The organism is Paraburkholderia sediminicola (assembly GCF_046027355.1).
Taxonomy (GTDB): domain Bacteria; phylum Pseudomonadota; class Gammaproteobacteria; order Burkholderiales; family Burkholderiaceae; genus Paraburkholderia; species Paraburkholderia sediminicola_B.
Window position 1 is genome coordinate 1 of record NZ_JAQQEK010000052.1, and the last position, 16,167, is coordinate 16,167.

The 16,167-nt window shown below is 57.7% G+C and carries 14 protein-coding genes and 4 pseudogenes; 8 read left to right on the forward strand and 10 right to left on the reverse strand.

Features of this window, described 5'->3' with window-relative positions; translation table 11 throughout:
* Positions 1-909: 909 nt before the first annotated feature.
* Positions 910-1,215: a DUF4148 domain-containing protein gene (locus PQR42_RS42410; protein WP_408495594.1), complete on the reverse strand. Its 306-nt coding sequence runs from the start codon at positions 1,213-1,215 to the stop codon at positions 910-912.
* Positions 1,216-1,840: 625 nt separating this feature from the next.
* Here PQR42_RS42410 and PQR42_RS42415 point away from each other — a divergent pair.
* From PQR42_RS42415 to PQR42_RS42425, 3 genes are all read left to right on the forward strand, one after another.
* Positions 1,841-2,197 (forward strand): PepSY domain-containing protein, encoded by a 357-nt coding sequence (locus tag PQR42_RS42415; RefSeq protein ID WP_408495596.1) that lies wholly within the window; start codon positions 1,841-1,843, stop codon positions 2,195-2,197.
* Between the two features lie 1,110 nt (positions 2,198-3,307).
* Positions 3,308-4,015, forward strand: a complete 708-nt coding sequence (gene phoU / locus PQR42_RS42420) for a phosphate signaling complex protein PhoU (protein WP_408450564.1) — start codon at positions 3,308-3,310, stop codon at positions 4,013-4,015.
* 48 nt (positions 4,016-4,063) lie between these two features.
* On the forward strand, positions 4,064-4,276 hold the full coding sequence (locus PQR42_RS42425; protein WP_408450566.1) for a GDCCVxC domain-containing (seleno)protein: 213 nt from the start codon (positions 4,064-4,066) through the stop codon (positions 4,274-4,276).
* A gap of 49 nt (positions 4,277-4,325) precedes the next feature.
* Here PQR42_RS42425 and PQR42_RS42430 read toward each other — a convergent pair whose 3' ends face one another.
* The gene (locus PQR42_RS42430) at positions 4,326-4,976 is read right to left on the reverse strand and encodes a class I SAM-dependent methyltransferase (RefSeq protein WP_408495598.1); all 651 of its coding nucleotides are present in this window, start codon (positions 4,974-4,976) and stop codon (positions 4,326-4,328) included.
* A gap of 68 nt (positions 4,977-5,044) precedes the next feature.
* Positions 5,045-6,105, reverse strand: a pseudogene (locus tag PQR42_RS42435) (DMT family transporter).
* A 155-nt stretch (positions 6,106-6,260) separates the two neighbouring features.
* Here PQR42_RS42435 and PQR42_RS42440 point away from each other — a divergent pair.
* The 4 genes and pseudogenes from PQR42_RS42440 to PQR42_RS42455 all read left to right on the forward strand — a co-directional run bounded on the left by PQR42_RS42440 (position 6,261) and on the right by PQR42_RS42455 (position 9,355).
* Positions 6,261-6,536 carry a metal/formaldehyde-sensitive transcriptional repressor gene (locus tag PQR42_RS42440; protein ID WP_408450343.1) on the forward strand — a complete coding sequence of 92 codons (276 nt, stop codon included), beginning with the start codon at positions 6,261-6,263 and terminating at the stop codon, positions 6,534-6,536.
* Between the two features lie 13 nt (positions 6,537-6,549).
* Positions 6,550-7,833: a CDF family Co(II)/Ni(II) efflux transporter DmeF gene (gene dmeF / locus PQR42_RS42445; RefSeq protein ID WP_408495600.1), complete on the forward strand. Its 1,284-nt coding sequence runs from the start codon at positions 6,550-6,552 to the stop codon at positions 7,831-7,833.
* A 2-nt stretch (positions 7,834-7,835) separates the two neighbouring features.
* Positions 7,836-8,054 (forward strand): annotated as a pseudogene (locus tag PQR42_RS42450) (DUF1289 domain-containing protein).
* A gap of 95 nt (positions 8,055-8,149) precedes the next feature.
* Positions 8,150-9,355 (forward strand): MFS transporter, encoded by a 1,206-nt coding sequence (locus PQR42_RS42455; RefSeq protein ID WP_408495602.1) that lies wholly within the window; start codon positions 8,150-8,152, stop codon positions 9,353-9,355.
* Positions 9,356-9,573: 218 nt separating this feature from the next.
* Here the strand turns inward: PQR42_RS42455 and PQR42_RS42460 are convergent, their stop codons facing one another.
* From PQR42_RS42460 to PQR42_RS42490, 7 genes and pseudogenes are all read right to left on the reverse strand, one after another.
* Positions 9,574-10,005, reverse strand: coding sequence for a cation efflux transmembrane domain-containing protein (locus tag PQR42_RS42460; protein ID WP_408495604.1), 432 nt, complete (start codon positions 10,003-10,005; stop codon positions 9,574-9,576).
* Positions 10,006-10,267: 262 nt separating this feature from the next.
* On the reverse strand, positions 10,268-11,572 hold the full coding sequence (locus PQR42_RS42465) for an Nramp family divalent metal transporter (protein ID WP_408450340.1): 1,305 nt from the start codon (positions 11,570-11,572) through the stop codon (positions 10,268-10,270).
* Positions 11,573-11,636: 64 nt separating this feature from the next.
* Complete coding sequence (gene copM, locus PQR42_RS42470) at positions 11,637-12,035, reverse strand: CopM family metallochaperone (RefSeq protein WP_408495606.1); 399 nt, start codon at positions 12,033-12,035, stop codon at positions 11,637-11,639.
* A 23-nt stretch (positions 12,036-12,058) separates the two neighbouring features.
* On the reverse strand, positions 12,059-13,138 hold the full coding sequence (locus PQR42_RS42475) for a permease (protein WP_408495608.1): 1,080 nt from the start codon (positions 13,136-13,138) through the stop codon (positions 12,059-12,061).
* Between the two features lie 153 nt (positions 13,139-13,291).
* Positions 13,292-13,753, reverse strand: a pseudogene (locus PQR42_RS42480) (YncE family protein); the annotation flags it as partial.
* A gap of 12 nt (positions 13,754-13,765) precedes the next feature.
* Positions 13,766-14,026 (reverse strand): annotated as a pseudogene (locus PQR42_RS42485) (multicopper oxidase domain-containing protein); the annotation flags it as partial.
* A 245-nt stretch (positions 14,027-14,271) separates the two neighbouring features.
* Positions 14,272-14,490, reverse strand: a complete 219-nt coding sequence (locus PQR42_RS42490; protein ID WP_408495610.1) for a DUF6566 family protein — start codon at positions 14,488-14,490, stop codon at positions 14,272-14,274.
* Between the two features lie 937 nt (positions 14,491-15,427).
* Here PQR42_RS42490 and PQR42_RS42495 point away from each other — a divergent pair.
* A complete protein-coding gene (locus tag PQR42_RS42495) occupies positions 15,428-16,156 on the forward strand; it encodes an SDR family oxidoreductase (RefSeq protein ID WP_408450520.1) in 729 nt (242 codons plus the stop codon).
* The last annotated feature ends 11 nt before the right edge of the window (positions 16,157-16,167 follow it).

A 16,167-nucleotide genomic window follows, 5' to 3' on the forward strand; every position in this document is an offset into this window, starting at 1 on the left:
ACCTTCATACTGACGACGGGAGACCCCGGGGGCTTCTTCCCGGCTAAAATCGGAGCGGCGGTGCATCAAGTGTAGCCCGAGCGTTCCACGGAAACCCTCGACATTCCCCTGTGACCGGAAAAATTGCGTCGGGGCCGACGCACGAAATAGAAGAAAAACTAATTGAGAGCACACGAATGGGGAAATTTTCTGATGCGCTTACTCCTGGGGCGAGAAACGCTGGAAAACCGTCGCGGACGAGCCAAAGGAACGAAGCTCGCTCTGTGCTACTGGCGTTCGTGGTAACAATGCTGACGTGCATGTCGAGTGGCGCGTTGAAGACCATGGCGGGCGAAATCGCGCCTATCTGGTTGACCAATGCTGTGTTGCTTGCGCAAATGATGGTCGCGCGACCCGGAAGATGGGCTTAGGTGCTCGCTGGCATGGCAGTCTTCGAGTTGGTGGAGCGCGCGAAATTGAGACGACAGCAGGCATAGCCCGTAGTGCGAGCTATCGTGCTTGTCCAAGCGCACTTGCTTTTGTAACATCTCCAGCTGGACACGGCATGGCCGCGCGCATCAAAAAAACGCCGCCTGTACCCTGGCGGCTGAAAAGGGGATATCGGGATGAATGGCCGCTGGCCTATAGTCGTTGCTTAAACTGGACTTAGATAGGCCCAACGCGGACTGGGGTTTAGGGGAGCCTGGTTTCAGCAATAGTTCTCATACGTCCACCTGCATGCGCCTCAATGCGAACCAAACCCTCCCAACAGCGCGCATACGAAACATAGCTCGCGACGCTTGCGGTGCGTCGACGATGGTCGGTCGGCAGCAAAGCGCGGATGGGCCACTCCGGTCCGGCTACGCTTCACAGATACCAGTCCCAAGTCATGACGACGCATTGCTAACGCTCACGGCAATCGGACGGCTGTTAGTGATGAGAAAATAGCGAATGGTCCATGCTTATTGGAGCCGCCGGCGCCGCGGCTGTTTGTGACGAACCCGCGACAGCGGGGCCATATCCTGAGACGTCGAAACCAGTTGTGGTCCCTGTCGACGCGGGAAGCGCTTTCGGGTACTGCGATTTTGGTTGATGAACCAAACCCTGCTGCTCAGCGGTGACGAGCCCGTCGCGCACTTGCGCGCGTGTCAATGGGCCGTTCGTTTGCTGGGCGAAGGACGCTGCGGGCATTGCGATAGCTGCAGCGATGATTATGGTAGACATGAGCGTTTTCATTTTAAGCTTCTCCATAGTGACTATCAGCGACCGGCAGGAAAGCTCGTCGGCCGATTGTGCGATTAACTTGCGTCCAAGGTCTTCTTTAAAGGCCCCGGCGTGACAGTATCCGTACGGACAATTGAGCAATTTTCTGTCGAGCCTGGCGTGACGGAAACATCACCTTTCGGGGTGCGTTGTCGGTTCGTCGGTCATTGCCGGCAACGAGACACATCATCTGTGACGTGAAGCCTGTTTGTGGTTGGCGTCAACGTTTCATCTGGTGCTTGTAGTCACAATAGGCAGATATCCTTAACTCATCCTTAACGCGGATTGGGCGTTGCTGGATGCTAACGTCCTGAATGCTATCGAATGGGTAGCGCATGCGACGTCCTGTTCCGGCCGCATGAGCTTCTGCAGCAGCAAAATCTCAAATACCGCAGCCTTCGCGCTGACAGGTTCTGGCGATACGAAAGCCCATGTCGCAAAATGCCTACCTCGCATCGAGCGCCAACGAGGTCAGCGCTATCTCCAAGCGCCAGACGACATCTGCTCATCGCGGAGAGCAAAACATTTTCCTCTGCGCGCTTTGTTCATTGTGTGACAGCTGGCTTTTGCCTGACCCGTTAAGTATCCCTTAAGCCGAATGCGTGCAGCATTCGGCGGGCGTAACGTCACGCGAGCGGAAAGGGCAGGTGGCGTCGCGTGTGCTCCATGCTGTGAGAACAATTGGCGAGTACTCGTTGCAAGTGTTGGCGCGCAGGCATTCAGCGGACAACAGTTCGCGAAAGATGCCAGGGTTGGCATTGCGGAGGCGCGGTCTATCGCGCTCAAGGCGCATCCGGGAAAAATCGTGGATGAGGAGCTGGAAAAGGAGGCAGGGGGCAACGGATTGCGGTATTCCTTCGATGCTCGCAACGGACAAGCGACGCAGGAGGTCGGTGGCGACGACCAGGATGAAGCGGTCCTGGAGAACAAACTGGAAGGTCCCAACCCCGACTGATGCATCACCGTTGGCAGCAGTGGCTGAGCGTTGCCGGTCGGATAGGCGACGCTCCTTGCGTGCGTACTAATACGCGCCAACCCTTGATGCTCATGGCCTATCAAGATAAGGTCTTTCACCGCAGACTGTCTCTTTCGATACCGAAGCCGTCGGTTCATGTTTCGGTGCCGTTCCGAAGGGCTCGTACGTTCGTCGAGCATTCAAAAGAGAGAGTTCGAATGAAAGCCAGTCGCCTGTGCATCTTCTCAACGACGGCGCTATTGTTTGCAACCTCGTATGCAAACGCAAGTCCTGCCATGAGCTACTCCAAAAAGGTATACCTTCGTGATGGAAGGACGGCAACGTGCATTGTCAATGGGCCTGTACCTGTAACTTTGAATACGGGCACGACATCTACGCTAACGACCGCGGAAAGAAATGAAGCGGAAATTGATGCCATCACGCCGTTACGCAGAATTCCGACCGAAAAGAGCAAGTATCCTGACTCATTGACCGCGCCGAGGGTGGCGTGCTCGTGACCGATGCGATGCGCCTAGATTCCACAGTTCCGGACAGTGGCAAGTTGCCGGATAGCCAAGGCTCAATACTTGGGGTACATATGACGCGCCTTTTTCTGAGCGATACCGAAAGGCGTAACCCTTCGGAGCGTCTCGTCACTGCATAAGCTGCCCTTAAGGAGAGGCTGTTAATTTCCGTGCAGACAGGGTGGTAGCGGAATTCCGTTTCTGACGTTCGGGACACCCGCATGTCGGGCTGTTTCGTTTGTTCGACCACGCAGGTGGTTAACACCGCTGGCGAAGTTCGGCTCAGTCATGTTTTGTGCCGAAGGAGCTATGCCATGACCACCCTTCTCGGGCCCGGAAGCGATTCCGGGCCTTCTTTTTCATGCCTGGCGCGTAGGCATTGTTGCCTATGTCGAAACGCAGGCATACGCTAATTCGGTATATACGGTTGCGAGCGCTATCGTACGTGTCGAGCTCGATGGTCAGGTATCCGTGAGCATCGGCGGGTCGGTGGAGTCTGGTTCTACCGAGCTGATTTTGCGAACCCGATACGATACTTCAGGCAACTGCGAATTATGTCGCTGGCCGCGTCGGCCGAGGAGCGAACATGTCGGACAAGCATATTTCGAGCAAGTTTGATGTCGACCTCAAGCTGCTCTCAACCCGGTTGCTCGAAATGGGCGGCCTTGTGGAGTCACAGATTGCCCGCGCGATGGAGGCAATGAACACGTTCGATTTGCCACTTGTTGAGCAGGTCCTCGAGGGCGAACGCCGGCTCAATGCGATGGAAATAGAAATCGACGAGGAAGTTGGTAACATCATCGCACGTCGACAGCCGGCCGCTCGTGACCTGCGCCTCCTGATGGCCGCTTCAAAGTGCGTCACCAACCTCGAGCGTGCGGGCGATGAGGCCCGGAAGATTGCGAAGCGGACCCGCCGCATCGCTATGGAAGCCAACGCGCGGAGCGTCAACATAGCTGAAATCAAGCTTTCAGGACAAATGGCCTCAAACATTCTTCGCAGAGCGCTGGATGCATTTGCGCGGATGGATACCGTTGCAGCAGCACAGATTATCCAGGATGATGAAGCCATCGACAACGAGTTCCGGGCCTTCATGCGCAAGCTTGTCACGTACATGATGGAAGACCCTCGAACAATCTCGGTTGGATTGGACTACCTGTTCATTGCGAAGGCCATTGAGCGTATTGGCGACCACGCGACCAACATCGCCGAATCGGTTGTCTACGTGGTTAGCGGTACCGATGTTCGCCATGTACCCCGAGACCAGCTTGGACGCGATGCTTCAGGCAGCTGAGACCAAGGAAAGAGGGACGACGTTCGTCATGTTTGCGACGGTGCAGTGATGACCGCAGTCGTCTTGAACTCCACCATCACGTGCTCAGTGTGCGGGCATAGCAAAGACGAGACGATGCACACCGACGTCTGCGTGTGGTTTTACGAATGCGAACATTGCAAGACAGTGCTCGAACCGAAACCCGGGGATTGTTGCGTGTACTGCTCATATGGCACCAACAGGTGCCCTTCGATGCAGCAGTCTGGCTCTTGCTGCGCCTGAGCAAGCTCACGCAGTAGGCGCGCAACGCCGAGGCGGGTTGACCCGGCAATCACAGCTTCCGGAAGCAGCAGTAAAGAAACTGCTGGACGGGGCCAGCCGGCGCGTGGTGGTCTTCGAGTGTGCTTGTTACCAATTCGAACCCGGCACCGAATTCGTCGGACAGCTGCCGAGTGTCATATCGCCTCACGTCCAGCCCGCTGCACCTGACTGGTCCCATGGGCCCGAATGTGGCAATCACAACGTGGCCATCCTGCTTGAGTGCTTTCGTCATCAGGTGAATGTAGGCGTCTCGTTGCGATGGCTCCGTCAGGAAGTGGAAGACGGCGCGGTCATGCCACACGTCGTATCGATGCTCGGGTAGGTCGACCAACGTAATATCGGATTCGACCCACGTGACCCTTTCGGCGATAGAACCTAAACGCTGTTTCGTTGCATCGAGAGCGACGGCGGACATATCGAGCACCGTCAGGTTTCGATATCCGCGTACAAGTAAATCATCTGCGAGCGTCGATTCACCCCCACCCACATCAATAATGGTAGCGCTCTGGTCCGGCGCGCCTTCACAAATCAGCTGCAGCGAAGTCTCAAGATGCGGGCGATACCAGCTAACCGCGTCAGATGCCTTGGAGCGATAGATTCCTTCCCAATGCTCTTTGCTGTCCATTTTGCTTCCCCGGTTCCGTACCGTATGCAGTTCCATGATACGGGACCTGATGAAGCCCAGCACGACCATTGGTGCAGTCTGAACGCAAATTTGTCGCTGAAGCGTCAATGCGTATGCCGGTGATGAATGTCGGGGAAGTGCGCGTGCGTGCGAGTAATGGGCACGTGCTGTTGCGGATGCGTGTGTGGCTCATCACTATCCCACTCAAAGTCGTGAGCGTGTTGATGGTGCTCGTCGTGCGTGTGTCGATGGTTGTGGTCCAGAACTTCATGAGTATGGGGATGTTCATGCCGCTCACGGATATGAAGCCAGATTCCCAGAGCCATGAGTGCAGCCGCTACCCAGAACAGCAGCGATGACAGTTCTGGCCACAGAATGAGCGATAGCGCGACCCCGAATATCGGCGCTACTGAAAAATACGCTCCGGTTCGGGCGGTACCGAGGTTACGAAGTGCAACGACAAAGAGAACCAGACTGACACCGTAGCCAGCGAAGCCGGTCAACATGGCCGCCGCCATCTTGCCGAGGCTTGGCAGATGCGCACCCAGCAGCAACGCAATGCCCAGGTTGACGGTACCGGCAACCAGCCCTTTCAGGCAGGCGATGACCATCGCGTCGTTCGTCGATACCTTCCGTGTCAGGTTGTTGTCGACGGCCCACGCTGCACAGGCCCCGGCCACCAGTAGCGCCCCTGGCGACACGCCGGCGGCGCCTGGTTGCCAAGACAGCGCTACGCCGCCTGCCACTATCGCGACCATGCCGATAAATATCTGCAGGTCGACGTTCTCACGAAAAACCACCCAGGCAATCACCGCGGTGAACACACCTTCGAGGTTCAGTAGCAGCGAGCTGGTTGCGGCCGGGGTCGTATTCAGGCCGAGCATCAACAACGCCGGTCCAGCGACGCCGCCCGCCGCGATTGCGCCAAGCAGCCAAGGCACTTCAGCGACCTGAAACGGCTTTCGTTTTGCCGTTCGCCCGTGGTACGACGAATCCGCTGGACGAGAATTCCGATGGTAAGTCCAAATCCGCCGCCGAGGTAGAACAGTCCGGCGACCATGAAAGGGGACAGGGAGCCGAGCAGAGTTTTGGCAAGCGGAGTGGTCGCACCGAAAAGCGCGGCCGCAAGGAGTGCGGTGAAGGCGGCGTTGTGACGTGCGTGCATGAAATTAAGAGCTTCGAACAACAGCTTGGTTTGAAAAATATTCAGGGCGCTTCGCAGACAGAGGCGGACGCCCGGATTGTCCGGATAAATACCCCGACCCCCTATACAAAACTCAACGCGAGTATATACTCCCCTAGGGTATAAAGGGGAGTGCGATGAGCCACACCGTTCAGGAAAAACAGAAGCTTCTCAACAGGATTCGCCGTATTAAGGGGCAAGTCGACGCCATTGAGCGGGCGCTCGAGGAAGAGCACGGCTGTTCAGACATTCTGCAGCGAATTACAAGTTGTCGAGGCGCGATGAACGGCCTGCTTGCCGTTGTGCTCGAAGACCATATCAGGAACCACCTTGTCGACGCGGAAAGCGGCGAGGAGCCAGGTGACAGCGCAACTGAACAGCTCATCGAAGTTGTTCACAGCTATTTCAAGTAAGCAGAGTCAGAAAATGAGTGATTTCAAGAACGCCGCGTTCGGCGCAGGACATGACCACATCTTTCTGGGTGCCGGTCATGAAAAGAACGAGCGAAAGACATGGGCCGTGATTGCGCTATGCAGCGCGATGATGTTGATTGAAATCGTCGGCGGCAGCATGTTTGGGTCACTTGCGCTCGTTGCTGACGGTCTGCACATGTCGACGCACGCTGGAGCAATGCTGATTGCGGCCCTCGCGTACACCTATGCTCGCAAGCACGCGACCGACTCCCGCTTCGTATTCGGTACCGGCAAGCTTGGCGACCTGGCGGGATTCACGAGCGCCATCGTGCTCGCGATGATTGCGGTGCTCATTGGCTACGAGGCGGTGTCGCGGTTTATGTCCCCCGTACCGATTCATTTTGGTGAAGCGATTCCCATCGCCGTGGTCGGCCTGCTGGTCAACCTGGCGAGCGTTTGGCTGCTGAGCGGAGACCATCACGGACACAGCCACGGTCATGGTCATGGTCATGGTCATGGTCGTGGTCACGACGACCATGCTCATGAAGACGAGGTGCAGAAGATTTTTGCGCCGTCCGGTGTGTTTGCAGTTTCTATCTTCGAAGATGGCGTGCCGCCCGTTTTCCGGATTACACCGGCGACGGAGGGTTCGCGACTGGACGCCGCGGCGGTGTCCGTTACGACGGTACGACCCGATGGGACGCAGCAGGTATTCGTGCTGGCGGACCGTGGCGGCTATCTGGAATCGAAGGAAGATATTCCTGAGCCGCACGCTTTCAAGGCCATCGTGCGGATGCCGGACGGCGAACACGAGGTCGAGTTCGAAGAGCATGAGCACGGCCACGACACGCATGAGGCAGCGACCCGGGACCACAACATCCGGTCGGCCTACATTCACGTGATGGCTGATGCGGCGGTCTCCGTGCTGGCTATCATCGGCCTGGTGCTGGCGCGCGCGTTCGGCTGGCTGTGGATGGACCCCCTGGCGGGCGTCATTGGTGCGCTCGTGATTGCCAACTGGTCGTACGGCTTGATGCGGGACACCGGTGCAATTCTGCTCGACATGAATCCGGACCGGCGCATGGCAGAGAACGTCCGCCATGCTATCGAGGACCGTGGCGACAAGGTCGTCGACCTGCATGTATGGCGGGTGGGTCCTGGTCACATGAGTGCCGTGGTGTCAGTGGCAACAGGTGAACCCCAGCGTGATTCGCGCTTCTATCACGCAGTGCTTGAGCGCTTCAAGGGGCTGTCGCATGTCACCGTTGAAGTGCAACCTTCACAAGCGGCCGCCTGACCATGGCAGTCAAGTCACCGTGCATTGACGTGTGTGCTTTCGATGGCAAGGCACAAATTGTGCGTAGGGTGTTTTCGCGCGCTCGATAAAACTCGCGCGTGGAAGAAGATGACCGACCATCGGCGCCATCGAGTGACTAACGACCTGCGCGGCGACAGGCCAAGCTGCACCGCGAATCGCCAGCGTTGTCGGCCGAGCAACCGCGAACGCCGGACACCTGAATCGATGGGGTGCGCCGCCACAACTTCATTCTGGTGACTGGCTTCAATCCCCGGCGCGACAGAATTGCACCCGCTCATTGGGGGGTATGGATTCAATGCAGACTGAACAGCGAGTCAGTGTTCTACGGCAAATTCCTCGCAGCGTGTGGGTGCTTGGTTGTGTCAGCCTGTTCATGGATATCTCATCCGAAATCATCCATAGCCTGTTGCCCATGTTCCTCATGGCCGCTCTTGGAGCCAGCGCGACCACGATTGGTGTCATCGAGGGCATTGCCGAGGCGATAGCGCCTATCGTCAAGGTGTTCTCCGGAACACTCAGCGACTATCTGGGAAACCGCAAATGGCTTGCCGTCGCCGGGTACGGACTGGGCGCGCTAAGCAAACCGCTTTTTGCTGTGGCGCCGACCATAGGTATCGTGGTGACCGCGCGCATCATGGACCGGGTGGGCAAAGGCATCCGGGGTGCGCCGCGAGATGCGCTCGTGGCTGATGTCACGCCACCACATCTAAGAGGTGCTGCATTCGGGCTTCGTCAGTCGCTGGATACCATCGGCGCGTTCCTCGGGCCGCTGCTGGCCGTTGTCATCATGCTGGTGTGGGCCGATAATTTCCGGCTCGCTTTCTGGCTGGCTGTCATTCCTGGCCTGCTCGCGGTCGCCCTGCTGACCTTTGGCATCGAAGAGCCGGCGCGGGAGCCGGGCGCAAAGCGGGTCAATCCGATTCGCAGGGACAGCATCAGGCAGCTCGGCACAAGCTACTGGTGGGCGGTCGTAGTCGGCGGAGTATTTGCGCTGGCCCGATTCAGTGAAGCATTTCTCGTGTTGCGGGCCATGGGAAGCGGCGTGCCGATTGCGCTGGTTCCGCTCGTGATGGTCGCCATGAACGTCGTGTATGCGCTGTCGGCCTATCCGTTCGGGAAATTCGCCGACACGATGAGCCACACCCGATTACTGGTCGCAGGTCTCGTCATGTTGATTGCTTCGGATTTGGTCCTCGCCCATGGCACCCACTGGAGCGTCGTGCTCGTGGGTGTCGCGCTGTGGGGTCTGCACATGGGGATGACGCAGGGGTTGCTGGCCACGATGGTTGCTCACACCGCGCCTGCGCAACTGCGCGGCACCGCGTTCGGTTTCTTCAACCTCCTCAGCGGCATCGTTACGCTTGTGTCCAGTGTTATCGCCGGTGCCTTGTGGGACCGCGTAGGTGCAGCCGCCACGTTCTACGCGGGAGCAGGTTTCTGCGTCCTGACCATCGCGTTGCTTCTGTTCAGTCGGACGCCGGACACTACTGCGGGTCGCTGAGCCAGAGCGCTTGCAGAGAAGGCAGAAGCTCTATTTCCGTCTTGCCAGACGTAGGGCAAACAGCAATAAGGAGTGTCTGCAACGGCTGTCACGGCATGTTGATGCACCTGCGGGGCGTTCCAAAGAAGCGGCTCGGCTGTCCGGGTAGTACCTCACGTGCTTTCGTTTCTCGACATTTGTGTCGAATGAGTAGCGGTCGGAATGAATAGCGAACGCCGTCATTGTTCAGAAAACGCGGCATCGCTTTCGCCGGAATTGCGCGATTGCTGCCAAATCTCAACGGCCTCCTTCGCCACGTATATGCCGATGGCAAGACCAACGACCAAATCGGCATAACGCCATCCGGTCGCCAAGACCACCAGGCCGGACGCAAGAACGCCGAAATTTGCCACCACGTCAGCGCGCGTATATATCCAGCTGCCTCGCATATGGACTTCGCCTTCCCGGTACTGTGCGAGCATCCGTAGGACCGTGACGTTGACGCAGAGCGACAAAATGGAAAACCCGACCATCGCGGCGCCGAGCGGGTCGCTTCCGAACAAACAACGGCGAATGACGTCGGCGATGATACCGGCGCTCAGGAGCATGAGCGTTGCTCCGGTCCAGCGGGCTGAGTACTGCTTGAATCGCATACCCCGTGTCACTGCCATGAGCTCAAGTCCATATGCAGTCGCATCAGTGATGCATATCCAGTGCGTCGGCCATCAAACCGCTGGATTGGGCCCAAGGCCGGCCGCCATGCCGACTACGAACATGGTGGCGTTCAACCCCAACGCGATACGAAGCGTCTTCCGTTCTTTTTCGCTGTTCGCCGATGCGTGGCTGCAATCGCAAGACATAGTCAGTTCTCCGGTCCCCTGACGCTCGCTTCCATTCTAGTCCCCATGTAGTCCGACGCCTTTCAAGCCGCGACTACCCAGGAAGCGCTACCCCGAACGTTTGCAGCAGCAAAAACGCATTGAGAGACAGGACAATAGCGGCTGCTATCGTGGCCAGTATGGTAGTGAACGTGCGGTTCTTGCGAAGGCCCATGATGTCCTGTCGACAACTGAGCCATAGCAGCGCCATCATCGGAAACGGCAAGGCAAGACTCAACACGACCTGGCTGATGACGAGCGCATTGGTCGCGTTCACCCCGAAACCAACAACGACAAAACTGGGCACCATGGTCACGACCCTTCGCACCCAAAGCGGGATACGAAAGCCAATGAAGCCCTGCATAATCATCTGGCCGGCCATCGTGCCTACGACCGAACTGGATATCCCAGAGGCAATTAGCGCCAAGAGAAAAATGCCCGCAGCCCCTATGCCCAACAGAGGCACCAGGGTGTGATATGCCGTTTCGATTTCGGCGACGTCAGGATGACCCGCGTGGAATGCGCCGGAAGCCATGATGACCATGGCCATATTGATAAGGCCGGCGGTGGTCAGTGCGATGACGACCTCGAGGTTCGAATATGCCAGCAGCGTGGTGCGTTCAGCTTCTGTCTTTGGGAGCACGCGACTTTGAGTTAGCCCCGAATGGAGAAACAACGCATGTGGCATGACCGTGGCGCCAATAATGCCGACAGCAATCGTGAGAGCTTCTGAATCCGGAAGATGCGGTGAAAACGTATGCATGAAGACTGCTGGCCAGGCGACCGGTACGATGAATAGTTCGGCAAGGTAAGACAAGCCAATCACACCGACCAGTCCCCCAATTGCAAGTTCGAGTGGACGGAAACCGGCACGCTCAAACAACAGAAGCGCATAGGTCACGAGAGCGGTGACAGCCATGCTGACAAACAACGGCATGTGGAACAGCAGGGACAGTCCGATTGCTCCGCCCAGAAACTCGGCCAAATCCGTGGCCATCGCGGCCACCTCGCTCACGCCCCACATGAGAAGGACGAGGGGCTTCGGGAAGTGTTCGCGGCAGAGCTCAGCGAGGTTTCGTCCGGTAACTATCCCCAGCTTCGCTGAAAGCGCCTGAAACAGCATGGCTATCAGATTCGCCAACAGCACGACCCAGAGGAGCGTATAGCCGTACTTCGCGCCAGCCTGAATGTTCGTCGCGAAGTTCCCCGGGTCCATGTAGGCGATTGAGACGACCACCGCCGGGCCGAAAAATGGCAGGAACACCCGCGCGCCTCGACCTTCGAGTCGCTCCCGTATCGCCGACGTCGTTTGCTCCGTCAGGGTTTTACGTCTGTCCTTGCGACGAGCACGGTCGTCCATCGCCACTCCAGCCAGTCACCTGCTGCACAGACTGCGCGTTAACAGCCATCGGCACATAACTACGTCATTTGCCGGCGTGTTTCGCCTGCCACTTCTTCATGTAAGCGATTTCCTCATTTTGTGCCTTGATGATGTTCCTGGCCAGTCGCTTCATGTCGGGGTCCTTGCCGTATTTCAATTCCACCTTCGCCATATCGATTGCGCCCTGATGGTGGGGAGTCATGTGGGACACAAAATCCTTGTCGGTGTCGCCGCTGTACGGAGGGGCGCTCATCTCCTTCATCATCTTTTCGTCCGCTTCCTTGAACGCTGATATTGACGGGCTCGAACCGCTATCGGCCGAACTGGACATGTTCATTCCCGGCATGGATGCGCCTTGTTGCGCGCTGGCGGGATATGCCGCAACAGTCAATACGAGGCCCGCGCAAATGGACGCGGCGCGCAGAGCGAGAAGGCTTTTCATCTTGAATCTCCTTATAAGAACGGTCATTTCGAGTGGCCACCGTGTTGATGGTGTGCATGGTCATGAGAGCTTTGGCTTCCGCGCGGCCCATGGTCATGTTCCCCGCCTTCCATAATTCGCATCATCTCGGGGCCGCCGGTCCTGAAAAAGACGACCATCAGAATGAGAAAGACGGCGCCGAAGATGATGTCGAGCACGGTGGTGTAGTTGAAAGTAATTGCTGCATCGACGACTGCCGTATGCCGTTCCTTGGGAACCCATCCAAGCAGCTGGAACAGTGACTCAACTACCAATGCGGCCGCGACCATCGCGACATAAAAGGTAACGGCCAGAAACGCAGTCATCCTGCCGCCGTAGTACTTCCTGTAGATGTTGAGGATGGGAAGAATGATGAGGTCGCCGAAGATGAAAGAGGCCACCCCACCGAAGCTGATGCCACCGTTCCACAGCACTGCGGCGAGTGGCACGTTCCCGACCGAACAGGTAAACGACGCAACAGCAATCAGTGGGCCGACAAACGCGCCCCAAATCATCGCGGCCGTCGGATGGCTGACGAGAAAAAACTTCTGCCAGAAGCTGTCGGGCACCCATGCGCCGAGTTCGCCCGCGACGAGTAGCCCGATACCGATGTCGCGCCACAGCATCGACCAGTTCATCACGTAGCTGTGGCTGATGGCTATCCACCCCTCCCGCGAAGCGAGACGTTGCTTCCAGCTCCCGTGCTGTTCGCCCATCGACATGGCCGCATGACCTTCCATGCTGCCGGCGATTCCCTTATTTGCCTGCTCGACAGCTTCCTTCTTCAGCGAGTCCTTGAGAAAGAACCTGAAGAGCAGCACGAGTACAACAATCATGATGGGACCACCGATAAACTCGGCTGCGGCAAACTGCCACGAAATCAGCACCCACATCAGTACGCCAAGTTCGAGCACGAGATTCGTCGCGGCGAACTGGAACGCCATCGCTGACGTGAAGTCGCCGCCCTTGCGCACGATGGAGCGTGCCATCGCCACGGCGGCGTAGGAGCAGGAGGAGGACGCGGCGCCGAGCAGACTGGCGACGGTCAGCGACCGGGGGGATGCGTCAGGCAGAAGTCTGGACATCTCGGACTTCGAGACCACGACTTCAATCACGGCCAGAAAACAGGAAGCCCAGACTTAGCCCCCAGAATATCTGCCAGAACATCGTGAAGGCCATCCAGAGAGCATGACCGAGGGCAGTGATAATCTGCATCGCAACCTCCTGCGTGGAAGCTCCTATATGAGCGGCGCGCGGTTATAGAAGTAGATGCCGTGAGGCGATTTTCCGACCTTGATGGTGTTAACGAGCTTGTGGGTTTTCATATCGATGACGCCGACGTAGCGGGTGAACCGGAAGGTCACCCACAGGTATCGTTTGTCGGGCGTCAGTTCCATGTCATCGGGACCAGCAAGCAAACCGTTGATGGTGCCCACATTGGTCAGCGTGTTCTGGTCGAGAATGCTGATAGTGCTGCCGACCCGGTTCGACACTAGAATGTGCTGTCCGTCGACGAGCGACCGGAAGTTATGCGCACCCTTGTCGGTATGGATGGTCTTCACGATTTTGCACGCCCGCCAGTCGATGACCGCGACGTAGTCCGCGCCGGTCATGCCAATCAACAGGTATTTGTCCCCCGGCGTGAGCCAGAGACCGGCGGGCGACTTGCCGACGGGCATTTTCCAGAGCACGGTTTGGGTGAACGTACCGTGCTTTTCCAGCTGGAATTCGTAGACGAACGTCTTGCCCGGCGGGATATGCGGTTGCGTGAGACGGCCGACACCATCCATACCTGAGGGCAACAGCATCCCGTGCCAGTGGACGAGCGCGGACTGTATGGCAAAGCTCTTAGGCCCGCATATGACGGACGACCCAGTCGCGGGACTGTAGCCGCCCGCAGGGTGGCCCGCTGTATTTCGTGCTACCCCTATGCAACATAAGCGTGTGCTCAGCAGTGCTCCAGCGCAGCGTATGCGACCGAGCGTATCGGTCTAAAACGGCTGCTGAAAAAAATTAAAACATCATTCGCTAGATATTTCTTTACTCATTCGTATCATCGAAGAGTCTTTCAGACATTCAAGCCATCAAATGGATGGGAGTCCTTTTAGGCGGACAAAGCGGTTTCCATTGCTTCGCAATGGAGCCTGACGAGTATCAAGGAGATGAGATGACGTCGCCGTCGCCGGGTGAATTCACGGCCGCCAACAAGGCAACGATTTCACCCGTGCGCATCGACCCAGGCGCGGGCCCAATCCAGCCCTGCATGTTGAGCTTCCTCTTCAGTATCAAAATGGCCAAGAACGCCGGACGCTTCTATCAACTTTCCGCCCATAGTGATGGTCCCGCTTGCCGCATAGCGCTCCGGCTCCAGGATGTCTTCCTGCTGAAGGATGGCGTGCCCCCATACGCTGTAACAATGATAGGACTGCGATTCCATCAGCGAGCGACCTCGGCAGAATCTCCGCGACCCGTCACGCGAAGTACATTGCCCTGGGGCGTTATTTGACGCGGAATTTCCGACATGTCTGGTTCGCCCGTCGCCATGGTCTTGCGCATTTTGCTTTGCTTCGCCACGAGCTCAGGAGCAGACGGCGTGACGCGTCGCGCGTGCACTTTCATCGTATGGGGGGCGACGTGTGGATGAGCTGCAAGTTTGTGCGCACCGGTGACCATGTGTGGAGCGGTCGCACGCGCCTCTGGCGGATTCCAAACCTCCCTGTAGCCACCCGCAAACGCTGCCGGCGCAAGTGTCGCCATCAAGACGGCTAGTCCAACTGTTTTCACAGATTCTCCCTGTTGGCTATTCGTTTCAGTCACTCTTTGCAACCACCCTGTCCGACGCACCCGCCATCACGGTCGCGGCAATAACCAGCTTTCGACGGAATCGGCTTTGCGCCCCCCGTTGTTGATGTGGAGGTAATTCTAAGCTGACCGCCAGGGTCTCGTTAAGATACGAATACAGCATGCGGCATTCTACGGAATTCGTGCGCATGCAGCCCTTGAGCTTCCCCTGTGGGAAGCCGTTCGATAAGTGCCGGGGAACCGACGCGCGGCATGGCCTATCTCGGCGCCTCAGTGGGGCCTTTAGCTCGCAAGCTATAGGGTTTGTCCTCCCCTAAATCACCTTGAAAGAGCTACCATCGCAATCGAATATTTGCTCATCACCAGAGCAATTGACCACTTTGGTGCTGCAAAAAGTTGACCTACACAAATCGCGAATTCAGGGATTAGTGCGCGGTTACACCGCAAAGATGGTTACCGGTGAGGCCAGAAGTAGACGTCGCCGGCGGTGCGAACTGAGCGGGCAACAAGCTGTCCGGTAGATTGCTACTGCGGCAAGTTTGCGAAGACCGCCAATCAGGAGGAACAGGAAAATGGAAGGAGAACTGCAGGGCAAGGTCGCTGTTGTAACCGGCGCTGCGTCAGGCATTGGGCTCGCCAGCACCGAGGCGCTGTTGTCGGCCGGTGCCCGCGTGGTGCTAGTCGACCGCGATGATGCCGCGATGGCGGCAATCCGCACTAAACACGGCGATGCGGCGATTCCGCTGGTCGTGGATTTGCTCGACTCGACGGCTTGTTCAACGCTCGTGCCGCGCGTGCTGGACATCGCGGGGCAAATCGACATCCTGCATGCGAACGCAGGCACGTATGTCGGCGGCGACCTGGTGGACGCGGATACGGCAGCGATTGACCGGATGCTGAATCTCAACGTCAACGTCGTGATAAAAAACGTCCACGACGTTTTGCCCCACATGATAGCCCGGCGGACCGGCGATATCATCGTGACCAGTTCCCTGGCTGCTCACTTCCCAACGCCGTGGGAGCCGGTCTATGCGTCGTCCAAATGGGCGATTAACTGCTTTGTGCAGACGGTGAGGCGCCAGGTTTTCAAACACGGAATACGCATCGGCTCCGTGTCGCCCGGCCCGGTCATCAGCGCACTGCTCGCCGACTGGCCGGAGGAGAAACTGAAAGAAGCCAAAGAGTCGGGGAGCCTGATTGAGGCCAGCGAGGTAGCGGAGGTCATCATGTTCATGCTGACGCGGCAACGCGGCATGACCATTCGCGACGTGATTCTTATGCCAACCAACTTCGACCTCTAGGCGATATGGGC